Source organism: Sandarakinorhabdus oryzae (genome assembly GCF_009733735.1).
Lineage (GTDB): Bacteria > Pseudomonadota > Alphaproteobacteria > Sphingomonadales > Sphingomonadaceae > Sandarakinorhabdus > Sandarakinorhabdus oryzae.
In genome coordinates this window covers 1-25757 of record NZ_WNJP01000016.1, presented here as the reverse complement: position 1 = coordinate 25757, position 25757 = coordinate 1, and the positions used below count along the sequence as shown (strand labels likewise).

The following is a 25757-nucleotide window of genomic DNA, read 5'->3' as shown; positions in this document are numbered from 1 at the left end:
CAGTGTGAGGGGTCACCGGATCTGGCCTGCCGCCACCGCGCTCGCCGGGCTGTTGCTGCTGGTCGCCGCCGCCCCGCCGGCGCTCTACACGGTTGATGAAAGCGGGCTGCCGGCCAACTACCCCGGCGACATGGACCAGGCGCAGACCGACTATGTCGAACATTGCGGCGGCTGCCACGGCATCAAGGGCAATGCCGCGCCGGCCGATCTGCCCAATCTGCAGGGCCGCGTCGGCTGGTTCATGTGCCTGCCCGAAGGCCGCGACTATCTGATGCGGCTGCCCAACATCGCCCGCAGCCGCATCACCGATAACGAGCAGCTGGCCGACCTGATGAACTTCATGGTCTTCGGGCTGGGCGGCAAGTCCACCCCGGCCGGCACCAGGCCGTTTGCCGCCGCGGAAGTGGCGGAAGGGCGCACCCGCGCCTTCACCTCGGTCAGCCTGGTCAAGACCCGCGCCGTCATCGTGGAAAAGGTGATCCAGAAGTGCGGCGCCCCGGCTTCGCTGCGGCTGATGTATCCCGCCGGTGCCGAACGCAGCGCGCTGGCGGTGCGCTAACCTTCACCCCCCCAAGTGAGGGAGGGGGTTATTTCTTCGCCTCAAACCGCCAGTCGAGCGCCTGGATCTGCGGGGTCGGCGTCGGCGCCAGCAGCACATGGGCGGCCACCATGCCCTTTTCGCACTTCCACCAAAAATCGCCTTCCAGCGCGCCATCGGCCGCCACGCCGGGCTGCTTCGGGCAGCGGCCGGCCTTGGCCAGCACCTCGGCGATATCGGCGCGGCGGTGGGCGGCGTCGCGGTCCATCAGGAAATTGACGGCCAGGCCCGCCTTGGTCACATCGCCGCTGGTCAGCACCGCGTGCATCGGCGCTGCCAGCCCGGCGAGTTGCGGGGACAGCGGCAGCACGTCCTTCGGCGCCAGCCCGGCCTCGGCAATGGCGATCAGCGCATCCCAGGCCGGCGCGGACGGGCCAGCATAAGTGCGGTTGGTCAGCACGAACACGCCCCAGCCGCGATCCGGCGCGATGAGCATGATGCTGCCATAGCCGGGATAGCCGCCGCCGTGGGTGGCAATCCGGCCCAGGGTGCAATCATCGCCCACCCTGAGCCCGGCGCCATAGACGATCGCCACTGTGCAGGGTGAGGACGCGGCCATCGTTGGCCGCATCATCCGGCGCGGGCTGCCGCCACCATCGATCAGCCGGCGCACCGTCACCCGCGCCTGCGGCTCTGCGGTGCCGGGCGCGGCAGCCGGCCAGGCGCTCAACAGATGGTCGATCCATTTCGCATAGTCGGGCCCGGTGGTGATCACCCCGCCCATGGCGCCAAAGGTGCCGGGCGCCATGTCGGGCTCGCGCTTCCACGCGCCGTCTTCCCAGCGCCAGCCGCTGGCCAGCGTGCCGGCCGGGACGGTGGCGAGATTGAACGTCGTCGCGGCCATGCCCAGCGGCTGGAAACGGCGGCGGGCAATCTCCGCCTCGAACGCCTGGCCGGAGACATTCTTGATGATGCGGCCGATCAGGGCATAGCCCAGGTTCGAATATTCATGGACCAGCCCCGGCGCGCGCGTGAACGGCACGCCGGCCTGCAACAGCGCGGTGAAATCGGCTTCGGGCAGCGGCGTCTGCCGGTCGCCCCAGGGATCATCGGTCACCAGCCCGGCGCGGTGGTGGACCAGATCGGCCACGGTGATCGGATAGGGCCAGTTCGTCACTTCGGGCACATATTTGCTCACCGGATCATCCAGTCGCACCTTGCCCTCGGCCACGAGGTCGAACAGCGTCAGCGCGGTGAAGGCCTTGGTCATGCTGGCGATGCGGAAGCGGGTGTCGCGGGCCACGGCGCGGCCGGTGGCGACATCGGCTATGCCGGCGACCCCGCCGTGCACCAGGCCGTCGCCGCGGTGGACGATCCCCCAGGTCAGCCCCGGCACATGATTGGCCTTCGCCCATTCGGCCATGCTGGCATCGATGCGCGCCGTCAGTTCCGGCGGCAGCTCAGTGGCGGCGGCCGTCGTTGACAGCAGCAGGGCGAAGGGCAGGGCGCGCAGCATCATCACTATCTCCGGCATTTGTCCCACAGTGCGACGGTCTGCACCGCTTGCCAAGGGCCGGCGGGCGCGGCATGTGGGCCGCTTTCCGGCGGGGAGTGCCGGTAGAGGGGTCTTGATTGATGCTGATGCGCGTTTTGGGCTGGGTGGCCCTGGTGATGATGCTGGGCAATGTCGCCCAGGCTGCACCCGTGGAGCAGACCAAGGGCGATTTCGTCGACAAGTTCCGCCAGCTGGAGGGCGAGGATTGGCCCACCCCGACCGATTATCGCAACGCCGCTGGCGCGCCGGGCTATCGTTACTGGCAGCAGAAGGTGGATTATCGCATCACCGCCCGGCTGGATGAACCGACCAGGACCATCAGCGGCACCGAGACGCTGACCTATCACAACAACAGCCCGGACGCGCTCAAGTACCTCTGGCTGCTCCTCGACCAGAATTACAAGCGCGACCATATCGCCGAGCGCGCCGAAACCGTGTCCCCCGGCGGCAGCCTCAGCCTGACCGACGTGCGCAAGGCCATGCGCTACAAGGAATGGGAAGGTGGCTTCACGGTCCAGAAGGTGACCGACGCATCGGGCCGCGCGCTCAAGTTCACCGTGGTCGACACGCTGCTGCGCATCGATCTGCCGGCGGCGCTGGCCAGCGGCGGCGCCACCACGGTCAAGATCGAGTTCAGCTATCCGCTGCCGGAAACCCGGGTTGTCGGCGGCCGCGGCGGCTATGAATGTTTCACCAAGGCCGATGAGGATGGCAACTGCATCTTCCTCGCCGCACAATGGTTCCCGCGCGCGGCGGTCTATTCCGATTACGAAGGCTGGCACAACAAGGCCTTCGTCGGCGGCGGCGAGTTCACGCTGGAATTCGGCGATTATGATGTGACCATCACTGCGCCTGCCGATCACGTGATCGCCGCCACCGGCGAATTGGCCAATCCCGATATCCTGTCGGCTGCGCAGCGCGCCCGGCTGAACGAGGCCCGCACCGCCAAGGAGCCGGTCTATATCGTCACGCCGGCCGAAGCGATGGCGGCCGAGAAGAGCAAGGCCAGCGGCACCCGCACCTGGCATTTTACCGCCCGCAACGTCCGCGATTTCGCCTTTGCCTCCAGCCGCAAGTTCGTCTGGGACGCGATGGGCGTTCGCCAGGACGATGCCGCCAACCCGCTGGTGATGGCGATGAGCTTCTATCCCAAGGAAGCCCGGCCGCTGTGGGATGCCTATTCCACCAAGGCCATCGCCCACACCATCGACTCCTATGGCAAGTTCGCCTTCCCCTATCCCTATCCCGTGGCGCAGAGCATCAACGGCCCGGTGGGCGGCATGGAATATCCGATGATCACCTTCAACGGGCCGCGCCCGGTGAAGGACCGGAAGACCGGCGCGCTGACCTATACCGAGCGGGCCAAATATGGCCTGGTCGGCGTGGTCATCCACGAAGTCGGCCACATCTGGTTCCCGATGAGCGTCAACAGCGACGAGCGCCAGTGGACCTGGATGGACGAAGGCATCAACACCTTCCTGCAGTTCGAGGCCGAGCGCAGCTGGGACCCGAATTTCCCCGCCCGCCGCGGCGAGCCGCGCGACATCGTCGAATATATGGTGAGCAAGGACCAGGTGCCGCTGATGACGCACAGCGACAGCCTGCTGCAGTTCGGCAACAACGGCTATGCCAAGCCGGCAACCGCCATGGTGATCCTGCGCGAGACCATACTGGGCCGCGAATTGTTCGATTTCGCCTTCAAGGAATATGCCCGGCGTTGGCGGTTCAAAAGGCCGACGCCCTATGACTTCTTCCGCACCATGGAAGAGGCCTCGGGCGTCGATCTCGACTGGTTCTGGCGCGGCTGGTTCTACTCGACCGACCATGTCGACATCAGCCTCGACAAGGTGGTGAAGGCCCGGCTCGACACCCGCAATCCGGAGGTGGAGAAGGCCTGGGCGCGTGACAAGGCCAAGGCCGAGCCGCTGTCGCTCACCAACACGCGCAATACGGCGCCGCCGGTAGTGGCGCGCGATCCCAAGACGCGCGATTTCTATGACGAGACCGACCGCTTCACGGTCACCGCCAAGGACCGCAAGGACTATGCCGCGCTGCAGAAGAAGCTGGAGCCGGAACAGGCCGCAGCCCTCAATTTCAAGGACAATTTCTATCACTTCAGCTTCCGCAACATCGGCGGGCTGGTGATGCCGGTGATCCTGAAGCTGGATTATGAGGATGGCTCGACCGAGACCATCCGCATCCCGGCCGAAGTCTGGCGCTACAACAGCAAGGCGGTGACCTGGCAATATGTGACCCCCAAGCTGCTGAAGGCCGCCGAGGTCGATCCGCTGTGGGAAACCGCGGATGCCGATCGCAGCAACAACGCCTATCCGCGTCGCATCGAACCCACCGTGCTGAAGGTGAACGACGAGGCGGCCGGGCCGGACAACCGCATGGCCGACAGTGAGCTGGAAGTGACGCCGGACAGCACCAAGACCCGGCCGCAGCAGAAGAAAGACGAGAAGAAGGACGAGCAGTGAGGCGGCTGGCCGCGCTGCTGCTGGCGCTGGGGCTTGGATTTGGAGTCCATGGCCCGGCGCTGGCGCACCGCGGCCATGCCAGCCTGGCGGTGGTGGAGATTGACGCCAGATCCGGCGCCGTCACCGTCACCCACCGCCTGCTCGCCCATGATGTCGAACCGGCGCTGGTCGATATCGCGCCCGATGCCCAGCCCAGCCTGGATGATCCCGAGGCGGTGAAGGCGCTGGTCGCCTATGTCGGCCAGCGTTTCCGCATCGAGGGCGTGCGGCTGGCCCCGGCCGGGCAGCAACTGGCCGGCGACACGGTGACCCTGCGCTTCATTGGCCGGCTGAAAGGCAAGCCCGCGCAACTGCTGATCAGCGGCGCGCTGTTTGGCGAAACCTGGGATGATCACCTGACCCAGGTCAACATCCGCCGCGCCGGGATCACCCGCAGCCTGACCTTTGCGGCGGGCGACGCGCCCAAGCCGGTGGCGCTGCCCCAACCCTGACTGCGCGCTGTTGCCGCAGCTGTGGCCGGCGCAGTGGCGGCCCCCTACGCCAAAAGACGTAACGCCCTGCGGCGTCCTGTCATGCATCTGTCACGCGCGGGGTCAGCCCAGAATCGATGCGTCAGGGGCAATGGCATGCATCGGCAGACGCGCTGGCCCGGCATTGATGCCGTCTTGCCGCCCGGCGCCCTTGCGTGCCCGGCGGGCAGCTTCTGGGGGTCTGGTCCGATGACGACGAAAATTCACGCCATTGCCGATGTGCGCCGCATGGCCCTGCTGGGCGTGGCCACGCTGGCCATCACGATGCCGGCCGCGGCGCAAACCGCCACTGCGGCTGCCGATCCGGCCGCCGACGAGGCCGAGACCGCTGTGATCACCGTCACCGGCAGCCGCATCAGCCGCACCGGCTATGACGCGCCGACCCCGGTCTCCGTCGTCACCGAAGCCGAGCTGAAGGCCGAACCGCAGGCCAACGTTGGCGACTATGTCAACACGCTGCCGGCGGTGCGCGGCTCGCTCACCTCGTCCACCAACTCGGGCTCGCTGTCGAACGGCCAGGCCGGCATCGCCACCGTCAACCTGCGCTCGCTGGGCGCGGCGCGCACCCTGATCCTCATCGACGGCCAGCGCTCGGTTGCCTCAACGCCGGTCGGCTTTGTCGATATCCAGACGGTGCCGCAGGGCCTGATCAAGGGCGTCGAGGTCGTCACCGGCGGTGCGTCGTCGGCCTATGGCTCCGATGCTGTCGCCGGCGTCGTCAACTTCAGCCTCAACCGCGATTTCACCGGCATCAAGGCCGAATATGAGTTCGGCATCACCGATTATGGCGATGTGCCCAACCACACCTTCCGCCTCACCACCGGCTGGAATTTCGGCGATGGCCGCGGCAAGCTGTTGCTCGCCGGCGATTATTTCACCCAGAACGGCGTCGATACCTATGACCGGCCGTGGCAGAACAGCGGCTTCTTCCAGATCGACAACCCGGCCTATGCGGTCGGCAATGGCCAGCCGGAACGCTACGTGGGCAGCGGCATCGGCACCTACCAGTTCACGCCGGGCGGCATCATCAACTCGGGCCCGCTGCGCGGCACCTATTTCGGCAACATCGTCAATGGCCAGGCCAGCCTGAACCAGTTTACCTATGGCCCCAACCGTGGCCAGTGGATGATCGGCGGCGATTATCTGATCAGCCGCCAAGGCCATGTCAGCTCCAACAGCCTGGCACCGAACGAGACGCGCGCTAACCTGTTTGGCCGGCTGAGCTTCGAGGTCAGCCGCGCCTTCGTGCCGTTCGTGCAGTATAGCTATTCCGCCTACGACGGGCAGAGCTTCTATCAGCAGACGCCCTCGACCGGCATCACCATCCAGCGCGACAACGCCTTCCTGCCCACCGCGCTGGTCAACCAGATGGTGGCCTTGAACCTCACCAACATCTCGATCGGCACCAGCAACAACGGCATCCCGGCCGCCGGTTCCGACAACACGCGCGAAGTCTATCGTTTCGTCACTGGCGCCGATGGCGAGTTCGACACCGGCAAGGTCGCCTGGAAATATAGTGCCTATTATCAGGTTGGCATCGCCAACACGCTGGAAACGCTCACCAACACCTGGCTCAACAGCCGGGTGACGCGCGCCCAGGATGCGGTGTTCGCGCCGGCCGGCAACATCGCCGGCGTGGCGGCCGGCACGATCGTCTGCCGCGATCTGCTGAGCACCACGGCGGCCACCCGCGCGGCGGCGGCCGGCTGCGTGCCCTTGAACCGCATCGGCATCGGCGGCGTGACCCCGGAAGCGCTGGCCTACATCATGAACGGCGGCAACGGGCCGAAGCGCTTCCAGACGCTGCGCCAGGACGTGGCGGCCATCAACTTCTCCACCAATGATCTGTTCGAAACCTGGGCCGGTGAGGTGAGCTTTGCCTTCGGCGGCGAATATCGCCGCGAGCGGGTGAGCGGCGCGGTCGATCCGCAGTTCAACTCCGGCTGGCTCTACGGCAACTACCTCGTCACCAAGGGCAGCTATGACGTGAAGGAAGTCTTCGCCGAAACCGTGGTGCCGCTGGCCAAGGGCCTGGATTTCAACGGCGCCGTGCGCCGCACCGATTATTCCACGAGCGGCGGTGTGACGACCTGGAAGCTGGGCGCCACCTGGCAGGTGATCGACGATTTCAAGCTGCGCGTCGTGCGCAGCCGCGACATCCGCGCGCCCAACCTCAACGAACTGTTCGCGCCCGGCACCGCCCGCACCAACACGGTCAACGTCGCCCAGCCCGGCGGCGGCCAGCGCACCGACCAGTTCCTCGAACAGACCACCGGCAACACCGCGCTGAAACCCGAAGTTGCCATGACCTGGGGCATCGGCGGCGTCTTCACGCCCAGCTTCCTGCCCGGCTTTGCTGCCTCGGTGGATTTCTTCGACATCAAGCTGGCCGGCGCCATCGGCACGCTGACGGCGCAGACCATCACCACGCTGTGCATCGAGCAGAACCGCGCCGACATCTGCCCGTTCATCACCTTCAACGGCCCGGTGGGCGCTGGCAGCCCGATCACCCAGATCAAGCTGGTGCCGTTCAACTTTGCCAACGTGCGGGTGAAGGGCCTCGATCTCGAAGCCAGCTATCGCTTCGATCTGGCGGGCGGCAAGGCCACGCTGCGCGCGCTGGCCAGCCATTATATCGACAATATCACCAACAACGGCATCGACGTGCCGGAGGATGTGGCCGGCAAGAACCAGAACGACGGCGTGCCGAGCTGGAACTATCGCCTCACCGCCAATTACGAGATCGACAGCTGGAGCTTCAACCTCACCGGCCGTGGCTTCTCGGGCGGCGTCTACAACAACAATTTCGTCGAATGCACCAGCAATTGCCCGGCCTCCACCGCGGCGGCGCGCACCATCAACAGCAATCGCATTTCCGGCCAATGGTATCTGGACGCCTCGCTCACCAAGAAGCTGAAGCTGGGCGATCACAAGGCCGAGCTGTTCCTGTACGTCCGCAACCTGCTCAACAGCGATCCGGTGTTGGTCGGCAACGGCCCGACCGGCAACAACACCCCGGCCTATCCGCAGACCAATCGCGGCCTGTACGACGTGTTGGGCCGCGTGTACCGCATGGGCGTGCGCTTCGAATATTGATCTGGGGGATGATGAACATGACGAACGGCAAGATCCTCGCCGCGCTGCTGGCGGCAAGCATGATGGCAGGCCCGGCGCTGGCGCTGGGGACCGCAGCCCAGAAGAAGGAGGCCGCTGCCGGCGTTGATGCGCGCGCCGGCATGGCCGCCCAGATGGTGGACCAGGTCTTCAGCTTTGCCGAGCCGGGTTTCCAGGAGGTGAGGACCAGCGAATATCTGGCTGGCATCCTGGAAAAGAACGGCTTCAAGGTGGAACGCGGTGTCGCCGGTATCCCCACCGCATTCACCGCGACGTGGAGCAACGGCCCCGGCCCCAAGATCGCGCTGGGCAGCGATATCGATGGCCTCTTGGGCCTGTCGCAATATCCCGGCGTGCCCGAAATGAAGCCGATGGTGGAAGGCGCCCCCGGCCATGGTGAAGGCCATAATAGCGGCCTGCCGATGATGATCATCGCGGCGCTCGCCGCCAAGGACGTGATGGAAAAGAACGGCATGAAGGGCACGCTGATGTTGTGGCCCGGCGTTGCCGAGGAACTGCTCGCCACCAAGGCCTATTATGTGCGCGCCGGCCTGTTCAAGGATGTCGATGCCTCGATCTTTGCCCACGTCGGCCGCGATCTCGGCACCGGCTGGGGCCCGGCCGGCAACAACGGCATGGTCAGTGTGGAATATACCTTCAAGGGCAAGACCGCCCACGCCGCCGGCCAGCCGTGGGATGGCCGCTCGGCTCTGGATGCCGTGGAAATCATGGACGTGGCGTGGAACTTCCGCCGCGAACATCTGCCCGTCACCCAGCGCAGTCATTATGTCATCACCGAAGGCGGCGGCCAGCCCAACATCGTGCCGGAAAAGGCCAGCGTCTGGTATTATTTCCGCGAAGGCAGCTTCAAGAAGATCCGCGACCTCTACGAGATCGGCAACCGCATCTCCAAGGCTGCCGCCATGGCCACCGACACCACGGTGACCCAGCGCACCCTGGGCTATGCCGCGCCCAATTATGGCAACAAGCCGCTGGCCGAAGCGCTCTATGCCAATATCAAGGCCGTCGGCCTGCCAACCTGGACGGAGGCTGACAAGGGCTTTGCCAAGGCCATGCAGCGCGCCAATGGCGTGAAGGAAGAGCCGCTGCCGACCACGCTGGCGCCGCTCTCCACGCCCGAAGGCCGTGGCCCGTCGATGGGCGGCGGTTCCGATGACATTGGCGACATCATGTGGACGGTGCCAACGGTGACCATCCGCTATCCGTCCAACATCCCCAACGCCATCGGCCACAACCGCCAGTCGGCCATCGCCATGGCGACGCCGCTGGCACACAAGGGTGTGGTCGTCGGTGCCAAGGCAGTGGCGATGACCATCCTCGATCTGGTCACCACGCCCAAGATCATCGCCGACGCCAAGACCTATCAGCAGGACGTGCAGTTCAAGAGCGACAAGTACGACCCGCTGCTGACCCCGGACGACAAGCCGGCGATCTGGCTCAACAGCGACATCATGGGCCGGATGCGGCCGCAGCTCGAGAAGTTCTACTACGACCCGACCAAGTACAAGAGCTACCTGGAGCAGCTCGGCATCGATTACGAGGCCTTCGCCAAGGTGAAGTGATCGCTGGGTCCTCCCCATGCTCCGCATGGGGAGGGGGACCAGCCGCAGGCTGGTGGAGGGGCTGGTGCCACAAGGCGCCGGCCCTCTTTGTTACCACCGCCACCCATGCGGGCCGGCCACCTCAAGGCCCTTCAGCTTCAGGATGCAGGCCAGCTGCCAATCGACGGACAGATCATTCGACGCATCAAACCCGGCTGGCAGCGGTGCGGAAGATTGGTAAAATCCATTGCGCCGCCGTATCGGCCAATAACCCGCGATGCGCCCGACCAGCGCCTGGGCATCGCCATCGCCATCGAGCAAGGCCAGCTTGTCGCGGAAATCCTTGTCCACTAGTCCGTCACCGCTGTCGAACTGCGCCACCGCCGCCGCCAGCGCGGCAGGCACCTCGGCCCCGGTGACGCGCAGCAGCAGGAAACGGCTGTAGGCGAAATAGCGTTCCTGCTCCAGGCGCGGGAATTGCATCACCACCGGCTCCGGCGTGCCGGCCAACCAGAACAGCGCGTGGACAAGGTCCCAATCGGTGATGCCGGCAATCGCGTCCATCGGCAGGGCGTGGCCGGGGTCCGCCCGGTCGCGGCAGGCGATAAGCTCACGATACGCGGCGTGGGCTTCGGCAATGGCGGCGCGCGGATCCTCGCCAAGCCGCCAGCGCATCACAGCAATCGCGGCCAAATCCGCCACCAGGTGGCTGTGATTGGCGATCAGCAGCGCCGGCTGGTCCTGGCGCGCCAGTTCCGCGATCAGCGCCCGCGTCGCTGCGACCAACTCCGCGTGGACCACAAACAGCCGCGCGAATTTCTCCGGCAGGGTTTCCGGCTTCGGCTTCTTGCGGAACAACCCGAACATCACTCATCCCCTGCGTCCGCGCTCGCGCCAGACTATCACGCCATGCATTGGCCGCAGCGACGTGGGCGCGGGCGATTCCTGCTATCCAAGACCCACCCGCTCCCCGTCGCCCAGGACGAGATCCGGGGCCCCGCTTGTTTTGCGCGCGGCCCGAAAGCGGGACCCCGTGTCACGCACGGGGCGGCGGCGCTTTCTGTTGGTGCAGGTGGCGAAATGGCAGGGCAGGCGTGGCGAGCGGCCGTCGTCAGTGAGCGGCAAGAACCTCTCTGAGCCAAGGCAGCGTTGCAAGCGAATCCATGCGCGCCTCAGCAGCGGTGTCGAACAAGCCGGAAAAGTGCGTCGGGCCCCAATATTCCATGATCCCGCCACCGAATTCAGTTAGGTCTTCGATGAAAAATCGATCCTCGCCATACACAAAGAAACCGTCATGGCGTTGGACCAATTCCCAACGCCTTTTTCCGTCCTTGCTGACGGCGCTCTCAACAATGGTTGCTTCAGTATCCACAGAGGACTTCTGCCAGCCCTGCAATCCGCCGGCAACTGGGCGCCGGCTGACAATTCAGCCGATCACGTCACGGCGCCCCAAGTGGCAAGCCGGCGTTATGACCCCGCCTATTCCGGCACCGCTTCGCCCGAACCGCCGAACTCCGCCGGGAAGTCCTTCAGCTTGGGCAGGCCATCCTTCATCGGCAGCACGGTCTCGGCATAGTTGATGTGCACGCCGGGCGTGAAGGCGAGGGTGGGGATGGTGGAGGCAAACACGTCGATCAGCCCCAGGCCGGGGTGATTGGTCATCACGTGCCCGCCGCACTTGGCGCAGAACTTGCGCTCGCTCATCGGGTTCTTGATGAAGGTGGCGAGCACGTCCGCGCCCGACGTGACCTGCACCGCCTCGGGCTTCCACAAGGTGAAGGCGTTGACCGGCCCGCCCGACCAGGACCGACACGAGCTGCAATGGCAATAGCCCATGCCCTCCGGCTCGCCGCTCGTCGTGATTGTCACCGCGCCACAGAAACAGGCACCCTGATAGCTCATCGAACGTCCCCCCCTTGATCGTTGATGAGGGGAGGGTGGCGCAGATCAGCGCTCAACGCAACGCCCGCTCCGACTTAGAGCGGCGGGCCCGGCGGCTGCGGGAAGCGGCTGCGCGGGCCCTTGCCCCAGGGCACACCCACCGATTTCGGCGCCTTGCCCGCCGGATCGGCGAGATAGGCGCTGATGTCGGCAGCCGTCTGTCGGTTGAAGGCGGCCCCAAGCGCATCGCCGCCTTTTGCCGGCAGCGCCTTGGCCAGATCGGCAAGTGTCTGCAATGCCAATGCACGGGCTTCGGGGGCGGTGGTGGCCGACGCGCCCAGCACCATCAGCCCATCCAGCACCGTCTTCTGCACCACCCGCAGCAGCGCCGGATCGCCACCTTTTGCATTCCAGCTCGCCGCCATCAGCGCGTTGATCAGTTGGGGCAAGGTGACGCCGTCGATCCCACGCGCCTCCAGCGCCACCAGTCGCGCGGCGCGGTCGGGGGCGAGCAGCGGCTCAACCACCAGTGCGGCGGCGATATGGGCGGCACGCAGCTGATCGAACACCGGATCGTCGGACAGATCCTCCAGGTTGCGGCCCGGATCGGGGGTCAGTTCGGTCAGCAATTTCTCCGGCATCGCCAGCTCGGCCGGGCTGAGCGATTGCATCAGCAGCGCCAGCGTGTCGCGCTGCAGCCTGGCCGGGATGGGCGCGGTTGCCGGGCCCGGCTCGCCCTTCACCCTTATGTCTGTATAGAGCCCGCCGATATATTTCACCGCTGATTCAACCTGATAGCGGTGGTGGAGAAAGACCATCCACAACCGCAGGTTCCGCAGTTCCCCAACCGGCTCACCCGGCAGCAGCGAGCTGTCCGGCCCATAGTTGGCCAGCATGATCCGCCGCGCCGCCAGCGCTTCGGCAAGGCCCTCGGCCGGGGTGGCGCGGTCATCATACCAGGTCCAGCGCGGGTCGGTGTCGGGCACATAGAGCAGGCCCTGTTTGCGCATGTCGGCAATCACGGCATTGAGCCCGGCCTTCTCCTGCGCGGCGGGGAATGGCGTGTAGGCATAGCGCGCCATCATCACGTCATAGGCGCCAATGGCCTTCTGGAAGCTGTCGCTGAGGTCAAGCTTGCCGCCCTTCACCATCACCCGCGGCGTCGGATATTCCATCACCGATGCGCGGTTGTTGAGGCTGCTCGAGAAATTATGCCCAAAACCAAGCGCATGGCCGAACTCATGCGCGGTCAGCAGCGCCTGGCGCAGCAGCACCATGTCGCGCTGGCCCTTGGGCATCGCCCCGAAATCGCCGTTCACCAGGGCCGGATCGGCCACTGTCACGCCGCTGCCGTCACCGGGCAGGCCGCCGGCATAGGCATCCCAATAATTGCCGATCGTGCGGATGCGGTGCGTGTCCATGCGCAGCTTCACGCCCAGGATCTCGCCGGTGCGCGGATCGCGATAGGGCCCGCCCGAGGAGAATCCGCGCTCATCCCGGTTGATCCACTGGATATAGGCATAGCGGATATCCTGCGGGTCCATGTCCGCCGGGGCGTCCTTCGCCACCAGCGCGTTCCTGAACCCGGCGGCTTCATAGGCCTTGTTCCACCACAGCAGGCCCTGCTTCATCGCGCTGCGGATCGGGGCCGGGATGGCGGGATCGAAATAGACGGTGATGGGCGTCACCGGCTCCGACAGCGCGGCGCCGGGGTCCTTCTTCTCCAGCCGCCAGCGCGTCACCCACTCGGTATCGATGCCGTTGGAGAAGGGCTCGCTGAAATCCTTGAACCTGAGGGTGGAGACACCAATGCGCGGATCGGCCAGGCGCGGCGTATAGCCGGTGGGGGCCTTGAGGAAACTGTGATGCACCCGCATCGTCATCTGCTCCGGCGTCGGCGTTACGCCGCGCACCAGGGCGCCGGGATTGTCCCCCGCATAAGTCGCGAAAATCTCCAGCTCGGTGTTGAGCGGATAGGCCTTGATGCGCGCGGCGTTCAGCGCCGAGCGCCCGGCATCGAAGCGGTAATTGCCCTGGCTCTGCCGGCGCAGCACCGCCTCCACGCCGGCGGCATCCCGCATCACCAGCGCGGTGGCATCCACCACGATGCGGCCGCCCGCATCGCTCTCGATCGGCAGGCTGGCAATGATCGAAGTGGGGAAACTGTCCTTGATGCCCTGCTTGTGCGCGGCATCGCCAGTGAGGCTGCGGAAGGCCAGATTCTGCTCCTCCACCAGGATCTTGCCGCCCACCCGGTGGAACTGGATCACGCTTGAATCCAGCGTGCCGCGATCGAACGGCAACTCCACCGATCCGCCGCCACTGGCCAGGCTGACGTAATAGAGCACGTCGGTATCGAGCGCCGGGATGGTCAGCAGTACGCGCCCCTTCGCGGCGTCCACGCTCACCGGCATGAAGGGCACATCCTGCGCCTGTGCCGCCACTGCCAACAGCGCCGTGCCGATCAAAACCCGCCTCATGCCTGCCCCCATAATCACAATCCCCGCCACACTGGCACCCGCTTGCGCCCCACGATAGCCGGATTTTGACGCAGGCCCGGCCCTGCGCCACACTTGCCTCCACCATGACGACGCCCCCCGAACCCCTGGCCCGCTTCATCGCCGAAGTGCGGCAGGCCCTGGCCACCCCCGCGCCACTTGCAATGGTGAGCGCCGCGCTGGCCCGGCTGGTGGCGCGCGATGATTGGCTGCCGCCCGCCTATGCCCAGCCGCACCCCGAACATTATCAGCAATATCTGCTCCACGCCGATCCGGCCGGGCGCTTCTCCATCGTCAGCTTCGTCTGGGGGCCGGGGCAGGCGACGCCCATCCACGATCATGGTGTGTGGGGCGCTGTCGGCGTGCTGCGCGGCGCCGAGCAAGCCCAAGCCTACACGGCCGACGGCGCCGCCCCGCCGCGCGCGCTGGGCGAACCCGCCACGCTCTACGCCGGCGATGTCGAACAGGTCGGGCCGGAGGTGGGAGACATCCACAAGGTCGCCAACGCCAGCCCCGCCGTCTCGGTGAGCATCCACGTCTATGGCACCGATATCGGCCGCCACCCGCGCCACGTCTATCCGGCCGAGGGCGGCCTGAAGCCCTTCATCTCCGGCTATGCCAACGGGCCGGACACGCCGGCCTTCAGCGCTGCCTAACCTGCGCTGCCCACCTTGTAGTCATCCTCCAGCTGCACGCCAAAGCTGTTCAGCGCCATCGAGACCATGCTGTACTGCCCCACGGCAAACACCAGGTCCATCAGCTGCTGCGGGCTGAACCGCGTCGCCAGCGCGCGCCAGGTCGCATCGCTGATGCAATGATCGTCGATCAACTCGTCCACCGCGCGCAGCAGCACGTCGTCCGGCTCCATGCCGCCCGCCAGCGGGCCGGCCTTGCACTTCTCGAAATCCGCCGCGCTCATCCCGGCATGATCGCGGCCAATGGCGACATGATGATGCCACTCATAGGTCGCCCGCGCCCGCCAGCCGACCCGCAGGATCGCCATCTCCCGCGTCCGCGCATCCAGCGTTGATCGGAATAACACCTGGCCACCCCAGGCGCCGAACGCCTGCGCCAGCTTGGGATGATTGGCCAGCGTCTTGAAGATGTTGAACACCGGCGCATCATCGGGGCCCATCTCCGCCGGCCGGTTGCCCAGGATCGCCTGCCGCAACTCCGGCGCCCAGGCGTCAGGCTCCAGCGGCGCGATGCGGGGCGTGGAGAGGCGGTGCGGCAGGTCCATGGAGCGACTCCCTTTTGGGGCATGATTGGCACACTCGCCGTCGAGCGCTGCTGCTTAATCACGGAGCAGCAAAAGTGCCTCCGGCGGGCAGGAACTCGGTCCCAGCACCCGTTCGATTTTGGGCGACTTTCACCTCGTCGGCGTGGGCCAAGATCATATTTTGTTTGTCACCCCGGCGAGCGCCGGGGCCCATCGACCAGACGCGCCAACAACACGTATTCCAGGACACGAGCGCCCGGCTTGACGCCCATTGACCGCCAATGCCACCCTTCGTCCATCAAAGGGGGACCAACCATGCACAGACGCAGCGTCATCTTCGGCCTCGCCGCACTCACCCTCACATCGCCCGCCTTCGCTAAGTCGCCCTGGCGCCCACTGTGGAACGGCCACAGTCTCGACGGCTGGACCCGCCTGGGTGACGCCGCCTGGACAATCGCAGACGGCATCCTCGCCTGCGACCACGGCCCAATTTCCTACCTCGTCTCCAACGAGGAGTTCGGCGATTTCCGGCTCCGCGCCGAATTCTGGGTGAGCGACAACGCCAACAGCGGCCTCTTCATCCGCTGCACCAACCCGGCCGAGGTCACCGTCACCAACAGCTATGAAGTCAACATCTTCGAACAACGCCCCGACCAAAGCTATGCCACCGGCGGCATCGTCGGCGTCGCCAAGGTGGCCAAAGTACCGAAAACTGGCGGGCGCTGGAACCTGATGGAGATCAAGGCCGAGGGCGACCGCTTCACCGTCCACGTCAACGGCCAGCGCACAGTGGACAATGCGCAGGACGCCAAACACCCCCGCGGCCGCATCACCCTGCAATATGGCGCCGGCGTGGTGAAATTCCGCTCTGTGAAGGTGCGGGCGATCTGAGGTTCATGGCAAGAAGTAGGCCTCCGGCGGGCAGGGCCTGAGGCCCTGCACCCACTTTCGTTTTCTTCCGATTTGGCGTCTGCCAACGTCGGTCTTTGGCTAAGCAAATTGGAGCCCTGTATGCCTGCCGACTGGATCGAACTCCCCGACGTCCTGAAAAATTTCGTTTCGGCCCACGAGAAGGTGAAGTTGCATTACAAGGGTGTCTGCAGTGAGCGTCTCAAGTTTACGCTGGACGGGAATTTTGTTGGAGACCTGGGAGAGGTTTTGGCGATCGAATATTTTGATCTCAAGCTAGGGAGTCGTAACAGCGAAGGGGTTGATGGAAAAATTGGCGACCGGACCGTCCAGGTGAAGGCGACAGGTACGAGGCGGGGGCCGGCATTCCGCAAGACTAAGCTAAACGCAGACCACCTGCTTTTCTTCGAAATAGACTTCGGTAATAGCCGGGCACATGTCGTCTACAACGGACCGGAAGAACCGGTGCGCGCCCTGCTTGCTGCAAGGCGCGGTAACGGGCAGAAAAGTCTGTCACTTGCCGCGATGGAGAAACTCGATTTGAACGTGCAAGACGCTGACCGTCTGCCAATGCTGCAAACCACTTTATCCGGTTGATGCAACGATCCAAATTCCAATCGCAGGTTCAGTCACTCGCGATGCATCAGATAGCGCACGATATCGTCCTGAATGCCATCAAATGAGAGGATCTGTTCCGTCAGATCGCCAGTCCCGTTATTCTCCACGATGTACAGCCTGAGATAAGCGGTCTCGTACTCACTGGCCCGAAAGGCGGCAAAGCCCGATTGCTTCGGATAACGTCCGGGCATCAGATTGCCGGTTGCCGGCAGCACGTTGACCTCTCGCGGTTGGACAGGTGCTTGCTTCCAGCGCGGATCCTCAAGTCTCTCTGTTGTGAACTCGGAAACGCGATCGACGATAAAGCGTTCCGCGGCTGCTCGATCATCAAAGCCGCGCACGCATTCGACCGATGTCAGGACGCCATCATAGTCAAATTCGGTGACATGGTCGAAAACAGCGAATCTCTTGTTGGCCAACTTGGCTCTCAAACTGGACAGGCCAGAAATCAGCGGACCTTTGCACTCAAGAATCAGCTTTCCTGAAAAGCCCGGATGAACATCCGAGAGAGAAAACATGTTGTCATCGTTGGCGGCCGTCATCTGCACAATGATCCCTTGAGCCAAAATAATGTCAATGCAGGCATTGCAGCAATCGTTCTGCTTGCAAAGAGATGCGCCATAGCTCCGGCCATGGCGCCAGATGCCTGTCGGCAAGTGCCGGCTGGAGGCTGACCTGTCGCCCTCACACCCCCGCCGCATCCACCGCCAACAGCGTGTGCAGCAACACATTCGCGCCATTGGCGCAGTCGCTCCACGGCGTCAGCTCCTTCGGCGAATGGCTGATGCCGGCGATGCTGGGCACGAAGATCATGCCCATCGGGCCCAATTTGGCCAGCAGTTGCGCATCGTGGCCGGCGCCGCTGGGCAGGTGGATGAACGCGAGGCCGAGGGTTTTGGCAGCGGCTTCGATATGGGCCTGGATGGCCGGGGTGGCGAGGGCCGGCTCGATATGTTCGGTCAGGTGGAATTTCATCTCCGTGCCGGTTTCAGTGGCGATTTCCTGGGCGCGGGCCTGCACGGCCTGGCCCAGCGCGGCCACCTTGTCGGCAGACAGGTCGCGCAGTTCCACCGTCATTTCCACCCGGCCGGGGATGACGTTGGGCGCGTTGGGGAACACCGCCAGTTGCCCGACCGTGCCGACCTGCCGGCCGGGTTCGCGCTTCACTATGGCGTCCACCGCCTCGATCAGGCGGGCGGCGGCCAGCAGCGCGTTGCGCCGGCCCGGCATCGGCGTGGTGCCGGCGTGGTTGGCAAAGCCGGTGATGGTCACGTCAAACCGGTCGATCGAAACGATCCCGTCCACCACGCCGATCGGGATGCGCGCCGCGTCGAGGATGCCGCCCTGTTCGATGTGCAGTTCCAGATAGGCGTGGATCGATCCCGCCGGCCGCGCTGCCTGGGCCAGCCGCTCCGGATCGCCGGCAATGCGCTTCAACCCTTCGCGCAGGGTGATGCCGTAATAGACATGATCGAGCGCGCCGGGCCCCAGCCGGCCGGCAAAGGCGGTGCTGCCCACGGTGCCGCCTTCCTCGTTTGACCAGATCGCCAGTTCCACCGGGTGGCGCGTCTTGATCCTGCGATCATCCAGGGTGCGCAGCACCTCCAGCGCGCCCATCGATCCCACATCGCCATCGAAATTGCCGCCGGCGCGAACGCTGTCGATATGCGATCCGATGATGATCGGTTTCGCGGTCTTGTCCGTGCCCGGCCGACGCCCAATGATGTTGCCGGCCGGATCGATCGCCGGATTGAGCCCGGCCTCCTTCATCAGCCCCATCGCATAGGCGCGCCCGCCAATATCGGCATCCGAATAGGCCGTGCGGCTCACACCATCGGCAAAGGTGCCGCCCTCGGGCCGGCCAAAGCGGCTCAGGCCCTCCAGCGTGGCGCGCAACCGCTCGCCATCCACCCGCAGCGCAGGCGAGGCGGCCGAGACTGGCAGCGCCGCCGCCGACGCCGCGCCTGCGAGCATCACCCGCCGATTTATTTGCTGCGTCATGACGGGCCTCCCTGATAGCAGTGATGTTCGTCTGCATCTGCTCGGCGATCAAGGGCGAGGAAGGCGGTCCGGTTGCTAGATTGCTCCCTTCGGCTTTGCCTTGGCTCCAAGGCCATATGCCCAGATACAAAGTTTCAACTTGGCACAGTCATATGCGTTGGACAATTGAGCAGCGGCATTTTGAAATTTGGCGCAATCCACGTCTTTTTCAGATGTGAAAAATAAAAATGCACCGTAAGAGTCGTCTTTTTTAATCAAATTTGACAAGTTTCTTAATTGATTAAATAGCTCCTCATTAGATATTGGCTGGAAGTTTGCGACAAATTTCCCATTTCTATATTCAATTCGATTATAAAAAACTTCAGGATAGAAACTCTCAGAGCTGCTACGCCATCCCGTCGGCATTGGGCAGCTGAGCTGGACATTTGATCTGGAATTGCACGCTTGCAAAATGACAATAACCAATCCAGCAAAAAAAATATCTGACCAGTGCAGGTCCTGTAATAGATTGAGAGTGGGCTTCTGGATACATTTCCTCTTCGTACCATCAATTGGTCGTAACTGCAAAGACAGGTTGGCGTCTATCATAGCTCAACTGCTTGCTTGCCCGTCAAGAGAGGCCTCCAGCGGGCAGGGGCTGAGCCACTCCACCCGCTTTCGCTCTGGTTCGCGCTCAACTCCACCGTCACCCCAGCGAACGCTGGGGCCCATCACCCGTGCGCCCCGACAGGCGCGCTGTTGGAAGATGTGGTCGATGGGCCCCGGCTTTCGCCGGGGTGACTTGTTTGAAACGAAGCGCACCTTAAAACGAGAGTGGGTGCAGTGGCTCAGCCCCTGCCCGCCGGAGGCCGCTACTTCCCTTCCACTCCCGCCAGCCGCCGCAGCATCAGCGCCAGCAGCGCCGCCAGTTCCTGCTGCCGCGCCGGGCCGGGATCGGTGAAGTATCGTTGCATCAGGCCGTCCACCAGGCCGTGGGCAGCGGCGGCGAAATCGTGGGCGCTGTGGGCTGCAAAGCCGCCGTGGGCGACGCCATCGGCATAGAGGCGGGCGATGCCGGCGCGGATGATATCGCCCATGGGCTTGCTGCCGGGCGCGCGGTGGCCGGCGGTGATGGCCATCACGGCGATGGCCTGGGCGCGCGCGGCGATGAGGGCAAAGAGGGCGTGGGCCAGGGCGTCGATCCGCTTGGGATAGGGGGCGGGCGTGGCCCAGGCGGCGTCCATGGCGGCGACGAACTCGCCCTCCAGCGTGTCGGACAGCGCTTCGATCAGCGCCATCTTGGTGGGGTAGAAGCGGTAATAGGTGCCCACCGCCACGCCGGCCCGTGCCGCGATATCGGCCACGGAAACCGCCTGCCATGGCTGTTCGGCCAGCACGGCGATGGCGGCGGCGTGCAGGGCGGCGCGCTTGGCGTCGGGATCGCGGCGGCGGCGCTGCGGCATGGGGTCCATGATAGTGAATATGGTTCATTTGGCTTGCACAGGGAAGGCCCACAGTGTTAATGAATCATATTCAGTAAAAAGAGTGGGCGATGCATTTCGGGCATGAGATGGAAACCAGCGCCTCGGCCGGCGCCGTCTGGGCGTTGTGGCTGGACGTGGCGCGCTGGGGCGAATGGGATCTCGGTCTGGCCTCGGCCACGCTCGACGGCCCCATGGCGGTGGGCGCATGCGGCACCATCATTGATCGCGCCGGCCGGCGCTCGCCGTTCACGGTGACGGTGCTGGAACCGGGCCGCTGCCATGAGTTCTCGACCCGCCTGCCGCTGGGCGCGCTGGTGGTGCGGCGAACGATATTGCAGGCGCAGCCCTGCCGCTTCCGCCACGATGTGCGCTTCACCGGCATCGGCGGCCGGCTGCTGGCGCCGATCCTGGGCCGGGATTTCAGGGCCAAGCTGCCGCCCACCATGGCCGCGCTTGCCGCGCTCGCCGAAAGGGAACACCCATGAACCCCGCCGATCTGCTGCGCCCCCATGATTTCCTCAGAATCGCCTATGCCGCCAACATCGCGATCTTGGTGCCGGTATGCTGGGCCATGTTCGCCGGCCGCGGCGTGCGCGCCGTGTTCCAGGGCGCGGTGGCCGAAGAGCCGGGGCTGCGCCTGCTGGTCGGCAGCCTATGGGCGGCGATATTGCTCGCCTCGGCCGCGGGCCTGGTGTGGCCGCGCGTCTTCGCGCCGGTGCTGCTGATCCAGATCGTCTACAAATCGCTCTGGTTGGCGCTGTTCGCGCTGCCCGCCTTGCGCAACCCGGCGGTGCCGACACCCACCGGCATCACCATCATCTTCGCGCTGATCGTCGCCATCTGGCCCGTGCTGTTCTGGTTCGGCTATCTGCGCGCTTGACCGATCACGTGCCGCTGCCCATCCAGTTGCAGCACCAGCCCGGCCCGCGCCGGCGTCGTCGCCAGTTGCCAGCGGGTGAGGCGTTCATAATGGGCGCAAAAGCGGGCGATGGCGGCCGGGGGCATGCCGCGCTTTCCAGTGGCACGCACCATCGCCGCCTCCTGCTCGGCCCGCCAGCGCGGCACCGTCTCCCAATCGGGGGCGGCCAGGAAGGCCAGCGCATCAAGCTGGGCCCAGGCGCGGCTGTATGGGCCGGCCAGTGCCTGGTTGACATGGGTGCGCCAGCGGGTTCCTGCGTCTTCGCGGGCTTCAAGGGCGTTGACCGGCTCCGCCAGCAGGGCCACCGGCTGCGGGCGCGCGCCGACGCACCAGCCTTCCAGCAGCAGGATGTCGATCCGGTCGAACCGCCGCCAGTGCTGCGGGGGCAGGCGATCATCGGCCAGCTTGTCGAACACCGGCAGATTGACCGGCTGGCCGGCGCGCACGCGGCGCAGCACGTCCAGCAACAGCGGCAGGTCGTGCGTGCCAGGTGGGCCGCGGGTGGCGAGCAGCGGGTGGACGCTGCGGGCGAGGGCCTGGCGCTGGCGGCGTGACAGGTAGAAATCGTCGATGGACACCGCCGCCACGATTCGGCCACCCCCGGCCACCGGCGTGGCACAGCCGGCCAGCCGCGCAGCAAGCCCGGCCGCCAGCGTGGACTTGCCGCTGCCCTGCGGGCCAGCGATTCCGATGATCAGCGGCCGGGTGGCAAGCCGGGGGGCCAGCCAGTCCAGGAGCAGGGGGAGGGCATCCATGGCAAGAGGCTGCCCCTGTTGCGCTGCGCCCGCAACCCTGCCCATCAGAAGGGCTTGCGGATGGCGGCGGGGCGGGGCCTGATGGCGGCATGAGCGATTGGCCTGACATCCGCGCCGCCATGGCGAAACTCTGCACCGGCTTTCCCGGCGATTATTGGCGGGCGAAGGACCGGGGCAATGAGTATCCCGTTGAATTTGTTGAGGCGTTGACGCGCGAAGGCTGGCTGTCGGCGCTGATTCCGGAAGGCTATGGCGGCTCCGGCCTGCCGCTGTCTGCGGCCTGCGCCATCCTGGAGGAGATCCACGCCAGTGGCGGCAATGGCGCCGCGGCCCATGCCCAGATGTATGTGATGGGCACGCTGCTGCGCCATGGCTCCGATGCGCAGAAAGCCCAATATTTGCCAGCAGTTGCGCGCGGGGAACTGCGGCTGCAGGCCTTTGGCGTGACCGAGCCGACCTCGGGCAGCGACACGCTCAGCCTGCGCACCACGGCGGTCAGGGATGGTGACAATTATCTGATCAATGGCCAGAAAATCTGGACGAGCCGGGCCCGCCACAGCGATCTGATGGTGTTGCTGGCGCGCACGACGCCCAAGGAGCAAGTGGCCAAGCGCACCGATGGCCTGTCGGTCTTCCTGCTCGACATGCGGGATTGTCCGGGTCTTTCGATCCAACCCATTGAAACCATGATGAATCATGGCACAACGGCGGTGTTCTTTGACAACGTGCGAATTCCAGCCGCCAACCGCATCGGCGAGGAGGGGCAGGGCTTCCGTTACATCTTGTCGGGCATGAACGCCGAACGCATCCTGATCGCTGCCGAATGCCTGGGCGATGCGCGCTTTTTCCTCGACCGGGCAACCAGTTACGCCAAGGAGCGCCAGGTCTTTGGCCGCCCCATCGGGCAGAACCAGGGCATCCAGTTCCCGCTCGCCCAGGCCCACGCCCGGCTCCATGCCGCCAAACTCGTGGTCGCTGACGCCTGCCGCCGTTACGAGTCCGGCGAAGTGGCCGGGGCGGAGGCCAACATGGCCAAGCTGCTGGCGGCCGAAGCCAGTTGGCAGGCCGGCGAGGCGGCGATGCAGACGCTGGGTGGTTTCGCCTTCGCCGCAGAATATGACATCGAACGCAAGTTCCGGGAAACACGGCTTTATCAGGTGGCGCCGATCTCCACCAATCTGATCCTCGCCTACATCGCCGAGCATGTGCTGGGGCTGCCGAAGAGCTACTGAGACTGCCAAAAACCGCAATCGACGCGATGGCCCACAGGCGTAGGGTGCCCGCGTCCATCCAAGGGAGAAGATCAATGGCCGAAGCCTATATCATCGATACTGTCCGCACCCCGCGCGGCATTGGCAAGGTGGGCAAGGGCAGCCTTGCCGACATGCACCCGCAGCATCTCGCCGCCGCCGTGCTGAAGGCGATTGCGACACGTAACCATCTGAACACGGCCGATGTTGACGATATCATCTGGTCCACCTCCACCCAGAAGGGCCGCCAGGGCGGCGATCTTGGCCGCATGGCGGCGCTCGATGCCGGCTATGATCTGAAGGCCAGCGGCATGACCCTCGATCGCTTCTGCGGCGGCGGCATCACCAGCGTGAACCTGGCCGCGGCGCAGGTGATGAGCGGGCTGGAAGACCTGCTGATCGCCGGCGGTACCGAGATGATGAGCTATACCGCCACCATGGCGCAGGAAGAGCGCGCCGCCGGCCTGCCGCCGATGATGATGGGCAGTGGCAACGCCCGACTGCAGGCACACCACCCGCAAAGCCACCAGGGCGTGTGCGGCGACGCCATTGCCAGCATGGAAGGCATCAGCCGCGCCGATGTCGATGCGCTGGGCCTGGAAAGCCAGAAGCGCGCCGCGCAAGCCATTGCCGAAGGCCGCTTTTCCAAGAGCGTGATCCCGGTTTATCGCGAGGACGGCACGCTGGCGCTGGACCATGAGGAATTTCCGCGTCCGCAGACGACGATGGAAGGCTTGAGCCAACTGGAGCCGAGCTTTGCCAAGCTGGCCGACGTGCCGCTCGATCAGCAGGGCACCACCTTCCGCAAGCTGATCAACGCCAAATACCCCGACCTGAAGATCGAGCATGTGCACCATGCCGGCAATTCCTCGGGCGTCGTCGATGGCGCGGCCGCGGTGCTGCTGGCCAGCAAATCCTATGCCGAAAAGAATGGTCTGAAGCCGCGCGCCCGGGTCGTCACCATGGCCAACATGGGCGATTGCCCGACGTTGATGCTGAACGCGCCGGTGCCGGCGGCGCGCAAGGTGCTGGCCAAGGCCGGGCTCACGGTGGACGATATCGACCTGTGGGAAATCAACGAAGCCTTTGCCGTGGTTGCGGAAAAATTCATCCGTGACCTGAAGCTCGACCGCGACAAGGTCAACGTGAACGGCGGCGCCATCGCGCTTGGCCACCCGATCGGCGCCACCGGTTCGATGCTGATCGGCACTGTGCTCGATGAACTGGAGCGTCGTGACCTCAAGCGCGGCCTGGTGACGATGTGCGCCGCCGGCGGCATGGCCCCGGCGATCATCATCGAGCGGATCTGATCGCCGAGCGGGGGAGGGGCTGATGTACCAGCTCCTCTCCGGCCTGCGTGTCGTGGAAGCGGCGGCCTTCGTCGCCGGGCCCACCGGCGGCCTCTACCTCGCCCAGATGGGGGCCGAGGTCATTCGTATCGACCAGATCGGCGGCGGCCCGGACTATCGGCGCTGGCCGCTGACCGACGCTGGTGACAGCCTCTATTGGGAGGGGCTGAACAAGGCCAAACGCTCCATCCAGATCGATCTGTCGCGGCCCGAAGGGCGGGAACTTGCCGTCAAGCTGGCGACAGCGCCGGGGGACGAGGCCGGCCTGTTCCTGACCAACTTCCCGGTCGACGGCTTTCTGTCCCACACCGCGCTCGCCGCCCGCCGGCCGGACATCATCACGGCGCGCATCATGGGCTGGGCCGATGGCAAGCCGGCGCTGGATTACACGGTCAATGCCGCCGCCGGCGTGCCCGCGATGACGGGTCCGGTCGGCGACACGCGCCCGGTCAACGCCGTGTTGCCGGCCTGGGATCTGCTCGGCGGCACCTGGGCGGCCTTTGCCATGGTCAGCGCCCTGCATCGCCGCCGGCAGACCGGGCAGGGCGCAGAAATCCGGGTGCCACTCTCCGATCTCGCCGCCACCTCGCTGTCGCACCTGGGCTTTGCCGCCGAGGCCCTGCTGCACGGCGATCGCGGTCGGCTGGGCAATGATCTGTTCGGCGCCTTCGGGCGGGATTTTGCCACGGCCGATGGCCAGCGCCTCTATCTCGTCGCCATCACGCCGAAACAATGGCGCGGTCTGGTCGCGGCGCTGGGCCTGGCAGAGGCGGTCGCAGCGGTTGAGGCCGCCACCGGCGCCGATTTCACCATGGACGAAGGCGCCCGCTTCACCCATCGCGCGCATTTGTTCCCGCTGTTCGAGGCGGCGATGGCGGAGCACAGCCTTGCCGATCTCGCGCCCAGGCTCGATGCCGCCGGCGTGACCTGGGGGCCATACCAGACGCTCGCAGACGCCGTTCGCCACGATGCGCGGCTGTTCTCGGCCAACCCGATATTCCAGACGGTCACGCACAAATCCGGCCTCACCTACCCCGCTGCCGGCCCGGCCGCGACGCTGGCTGGTGAGCCCCGCGGCCCCGTGCGCCCGGCGCCGCAGCTGGGCGCGGACACCGA

At 65.4% G+C, this 25757-nt stretch carries 24 protein-coding genes; 13 read left to right on the top strand and 11 right to left on the bottom strand.

The window, feature by feature from the left end:
• Nucleotides 1-4 precede the first annotated feature (4 nt).
• A complete protein-coding gene (locus GJ693_RS03160) occupies nucleotides 5-559 on the top strand; it encodes a cytochrome c family protein (protein WP_235902589.1) in 555 nt (184 codons plus the stop codon).
• Between the two features lie 28 nt (nucleotides 560-587).
• On the opposite strand, the gene GJ693_RS03155 is transcribed toward GJ693_RS03160, so the two are convergent.
• Nucleotides 588-2072 carry a serine hydrolase domain-containing protein gene (locus GJ693_RS03155; RefSeq protein WP_156254885.1) on the bottom strand — a complete coding sequence of 495 codons (1485 nt, stop codon included), beginning with the start codon at nucleotides 2070-2072 and terminating at the stop codon, nucleotides 588-590.
• 101 nt (nucleotides 2073-2173) lie between these two features.
• On the opposite strand from GJ693_RS03155, the gene GJ693_RS03150 reads away from it, so the two are divergent.
• From GJ693_RS03150 to GJ693_RS03135, 4 genes are all read left to right on the top strand, one after another.
• Complete coding sequence (locus GJ693_RS03150; RefSeq protein ID WP_235902587.1) at nucleotides 2174-4573, top strand: M1 family metallopeptidase; 2400 nt, start codon at nucleotides 2174-2176, stop codon at nucleotides 4571-4573.
• Nucleotides 4570-5064: a DUF6702 family protein gene (locus tag GJ693_RS03145; protein ID WP_156254884.1), complete on the top strand. Its 495-nt coding sequence runs from the start codon at nucleotides 4570-4572 to the stop codon at nucleotides 5062-5064. The genes GJ693_RS03150 and GJ693_RS03145 overlap by 4 nt, the downstream gene beginning before the upstream one ends.
• A 228-nt stretch (nucleotides 5065-5292) precedes the next feature.
• Nucleotides 5293-8199 carry a TonB-dependent receptor plug domain-containing protein gene (locus GJ693_RS03140; RefSeq protein WP_156254883.1) on the top strand — a complete coding sequence of 969 codons (2907 nt, stop codon included), beginning with the start codon at nucleotides 5293-5295 and terminating at the stop codon, nucleotides 8197-8199.
• A gap of 11 nt (nucleotides 8200-8210) precedes the next feature.
• A complete protein-coding gene (locus GJ693_RS03135; protein ID WP_408014538.1) occupies nucleotides 8211-9800 on the top strand; it encodes an amidohydrolase in 1590 nt (529 codons plus the stop codon).
• A gap of 90 nt (nucleotides 9801-9890) precedes the next feature.
• Here the strand turns inward: GJ693_RS03135 and GJ693_RS03130 are convergent, their stop codons facing one another.
• From GJ693_RS03130 to GJ693_RS03115, 4 genes are all read right to left on the bottom strand, one after another.
• Nucleotides 9891-10646, bottom strand: a complete 756-nt coding sequence (locus GJ693_RS03130; RefSeq protein ID WP_156254881.1) for a hypothetical protein — start codon at nucleotides 10644-10646, stop codon at nucleotides 9891-9893.
• A 244-nt stretch (nucleotides 10647-10890) separates the two neighbouring features.
• Complete coding sequence (locus GJ693_RS03125) at nucleotides 10891-11151, bottom strand: hypothetical protein (RefSeq protein WP_156254880.1); 261 nt, start codon at nucleotides 11149-11151, stop codon at nucleotides 10891-10893.
• Nucleotides 11152-11258: 107 nt separating this feature from the next.
• Nucleotides 11259-11681, bottom strand: a complete 423-nt coding sequence (locus GJ693_RS03120) for a GFA family protein (protein WP_156254879.1) — start codon at nucleotides 11679-11681, stop codon at nucleotides 11259-11261.
• Between the two features lie 74 nt (nucleotides 11682-11755).
• On the bottom strand, nucleotides 11756-14140 hold the full coding sequence (locus tag GJ693_RS03115; RefSeq protein ID WP_197041930.1) for a zinc-dependent metalloprotease: 2385 nt from the start codon (nucleotides 14138-14140) through the stop codon (nucleotides 11756-11758).
• 104 nt (nucleotides 14141-14244) lie between these two features.
• Between GJ693_RS03115 and GJ693_RS03110 the strand changes: the two genes are divergently transcribed.
• The gene (locus GJ693_RS03110; protein ID WP_156254877.1) at nucleotides 14245-14814 is read left to right on the top strand and encodes a cysteine dioxygenase family protein; all 570 of its coding nucleotides are present in this window, start codon (nucleotides 14245-14247) and stop codon (nucleotides 14812-14814) included.
• Here the strand turns inward: GJ693_RS03110 and GJ693_RS03105 are convergent.
• Nucleotides 14811-15398, bottom strand: a complete 588-nt coding sequence (locus GJ693_RS03105; protein WP_156254876.1) for a carboxymuconolactone decarboxylase family protein — start codon at nucleotides 15396-15398, stop codon at nucleotides 14811-14813. The genes GJ693_RS03110 and GJ693_RS03105 overlap by 4 nt on opposite strands.
• A gap of 294 nt (nucleotides 15399-15692) precedes the next feature.
• Between GJ693_RS03105 and GJ693_RS03100 the strand changes: the two genes are divergently transcribed.
• Together GJ693_RS03100 and GJ693_RS03095 are read left to right on the top strand one after the other, a co-directional pair.
• Nucleotides 15693-16268 (top strand): 3-keto-disaccharide hydrolase, encoded by a 576-nt coding sequence (locus tag GJ693_RS03100; RefSeq protein WP_197041929.1) that lies wholly within the window; start codon nucleotides 15693-15695, stop codon nucleotides 16266-16268.
• A 120-nt stretch (nucleotides 16269-16388) separates the two neighbouring features.
• On the top strand, nucleotides 16389-16883 hold the full coding sequence (locus GJ693_RS03095) for a DUF6998 domain-containing protein (protein WP_156254874.1): 495 nt from the start codon (nucleotides 16389-16391) through the stop codon (nucleotides 16881-16883).
• A gap of 32 nt (nucleotides 16884-16915) precedes the next feature.
• Here the strand turns inward: GJ693_RS03095 and GJ693_RS03090 are convergent, their stop codons facing one another.
• The 4 genes from GJ693_RS03090 to GJ693_RS03075 all read right to left on the bottom strand — a co-directional run bounded on the left by GJ693_RS03090 (nucleotide 16916) and on the right by GJ693_RS03075 (nucleotide 20356).
• On the bottom strand, nucleotides 16916-17446 hold the full coding sequence (locus GJ693_RS03090) for a hypothetical protein (RefSeq protein ID WP_156254873.1): 531 nt from the start codon (nucleotides 17444-17446) through the stop codon (nucleotides 16916-16918).
• A gap of 142 nt (nucleotides 17447-17588) precedes the next feature.
• The gene (locus GJ693_RS03085; protein WP_197041928.1) at nucleotides 17589-18905 is read right to left on the bottom strand and encodes a Zn-dependent hydrolase; all 1317 of its coding nucleotides are present in this window, start codon (nucleotides 18903-18905) and stop codon (nucleotides 17589-17591) included.
• Nucleotides 18906-18980: 75 nt separating this feature from the next.
• Nucleotides 18981-19493 carry a hypothetical protein gene (locus tag GJ693_RS03080; protein ID WP_156254872.1) on the bottom strand — a complete coding sequence of 171 codons (513 nt, stop codon included), beginning with the start codon at nucleotides 19491-19493 and terminating at the stop codon, nucleotides 18981-18983.
• Nucleotides 19494-19756: 263 nt separating this feature from the next.
• Nucleotides 19757-20356, bottom strand: a complete 600-nt coding sequence (locus tag GJ693_RS03075; RefSeq protein WP_156254871.1) for a TetR/AcrR family transcriptional regulator — start codon at nucleotides 20354-20356, stop codon at nucleotides 19757-19759.
• A gap of 80 nt (nucleotides 20357-20436) precedes the next feature.
• Here GJ693_RS03075 and GJ693_RS03070 point away from each other — a divergent pair, with 80 nt between their 5' ends.
• Together GJ693_RS03070 and GJ693_RS03065 are read left to right on the top strand one after the other, a co-directional pair.
• Complete coding sequence (locus GJ693_RS03070) at nucleotides 20437-20853, top strand: SRPBCC family protein (protein ID WP_156254870.1); 417 nt, start codon at nucleotides 20437-20439, stop codon at nucleotides 20851-20853.
• Nucleotides 20850-21248: a hypothetical protein gene (locus GJ693_RS03065; protein ID WP_156254869.1), complete on the top strand. Its 399-nt coding sequence runs from the start codon at nucleotides 20850-20852 to the stop codon at nucleotides 21246-21248. Before GJ693_RS03070 ends, GJ693_RS03065 begins: the two co-directional genes overlap by 4 nt.
• Here the strand turns inward: GJ693_RS03065 and GJ693_RS03060 are convergent.
• Entirely contained in the window at nucleotides 21233-22042 is an 810-nt protein-coding gene (locus GJ693_RS03060; protein ID WP_235902586.1) for a kinase, read from the bottom strand. The two genes, GJ693_RS03065 and GJ693_RS03060, sit on opposite strands and share 16 nt — an antisense overlap.
• Nucleotides 22043-22131: 89 nt before the next feature.
• Between GJ693_RS03060 and GJ693_RS03055 the strand changes: the two genes are divergently transcribed.
• From GJ693_RS03055 to GJ693_RS03045, 3 genes are all read left to right on the top strand, one after another.
• Nucleotides 22132-23274: an acyl-CoA dehydrogenase family protein gene (locus GJ693_RS03055; RefSeq protein WP_156254867.1), complete on the top strand. Its 1143-nt coding sequence runs from the start codon at nucleotides 22132-22134 to the stop codon at nucleotides 23272-23274.
• 74 nt (nucleotides 23275-23348) lie between these two features.
• On the top strand, nucleotides 23349-24602 hold the full coding sequence (locus tag GJ693_RS03050; RefSeq protein ID WP_156254866.1) for an acetyl-CoA C-acetyltransferase: 1254 nt from the start codon (nucleotides 23349-23351) through the stop codon (nucleotides 24600-24602).
• A 22-nt stretch (nucleotides 24603-24624) separates the two neighbouring features.
• Nucleotides 24625-25757, top strand: a 1133-nt coding sequence (locus tag GJ693_RS03045) for a CoA transferase (protein WP_156254865.1), incomplete at its 3' end; no start/stop codon positions are given.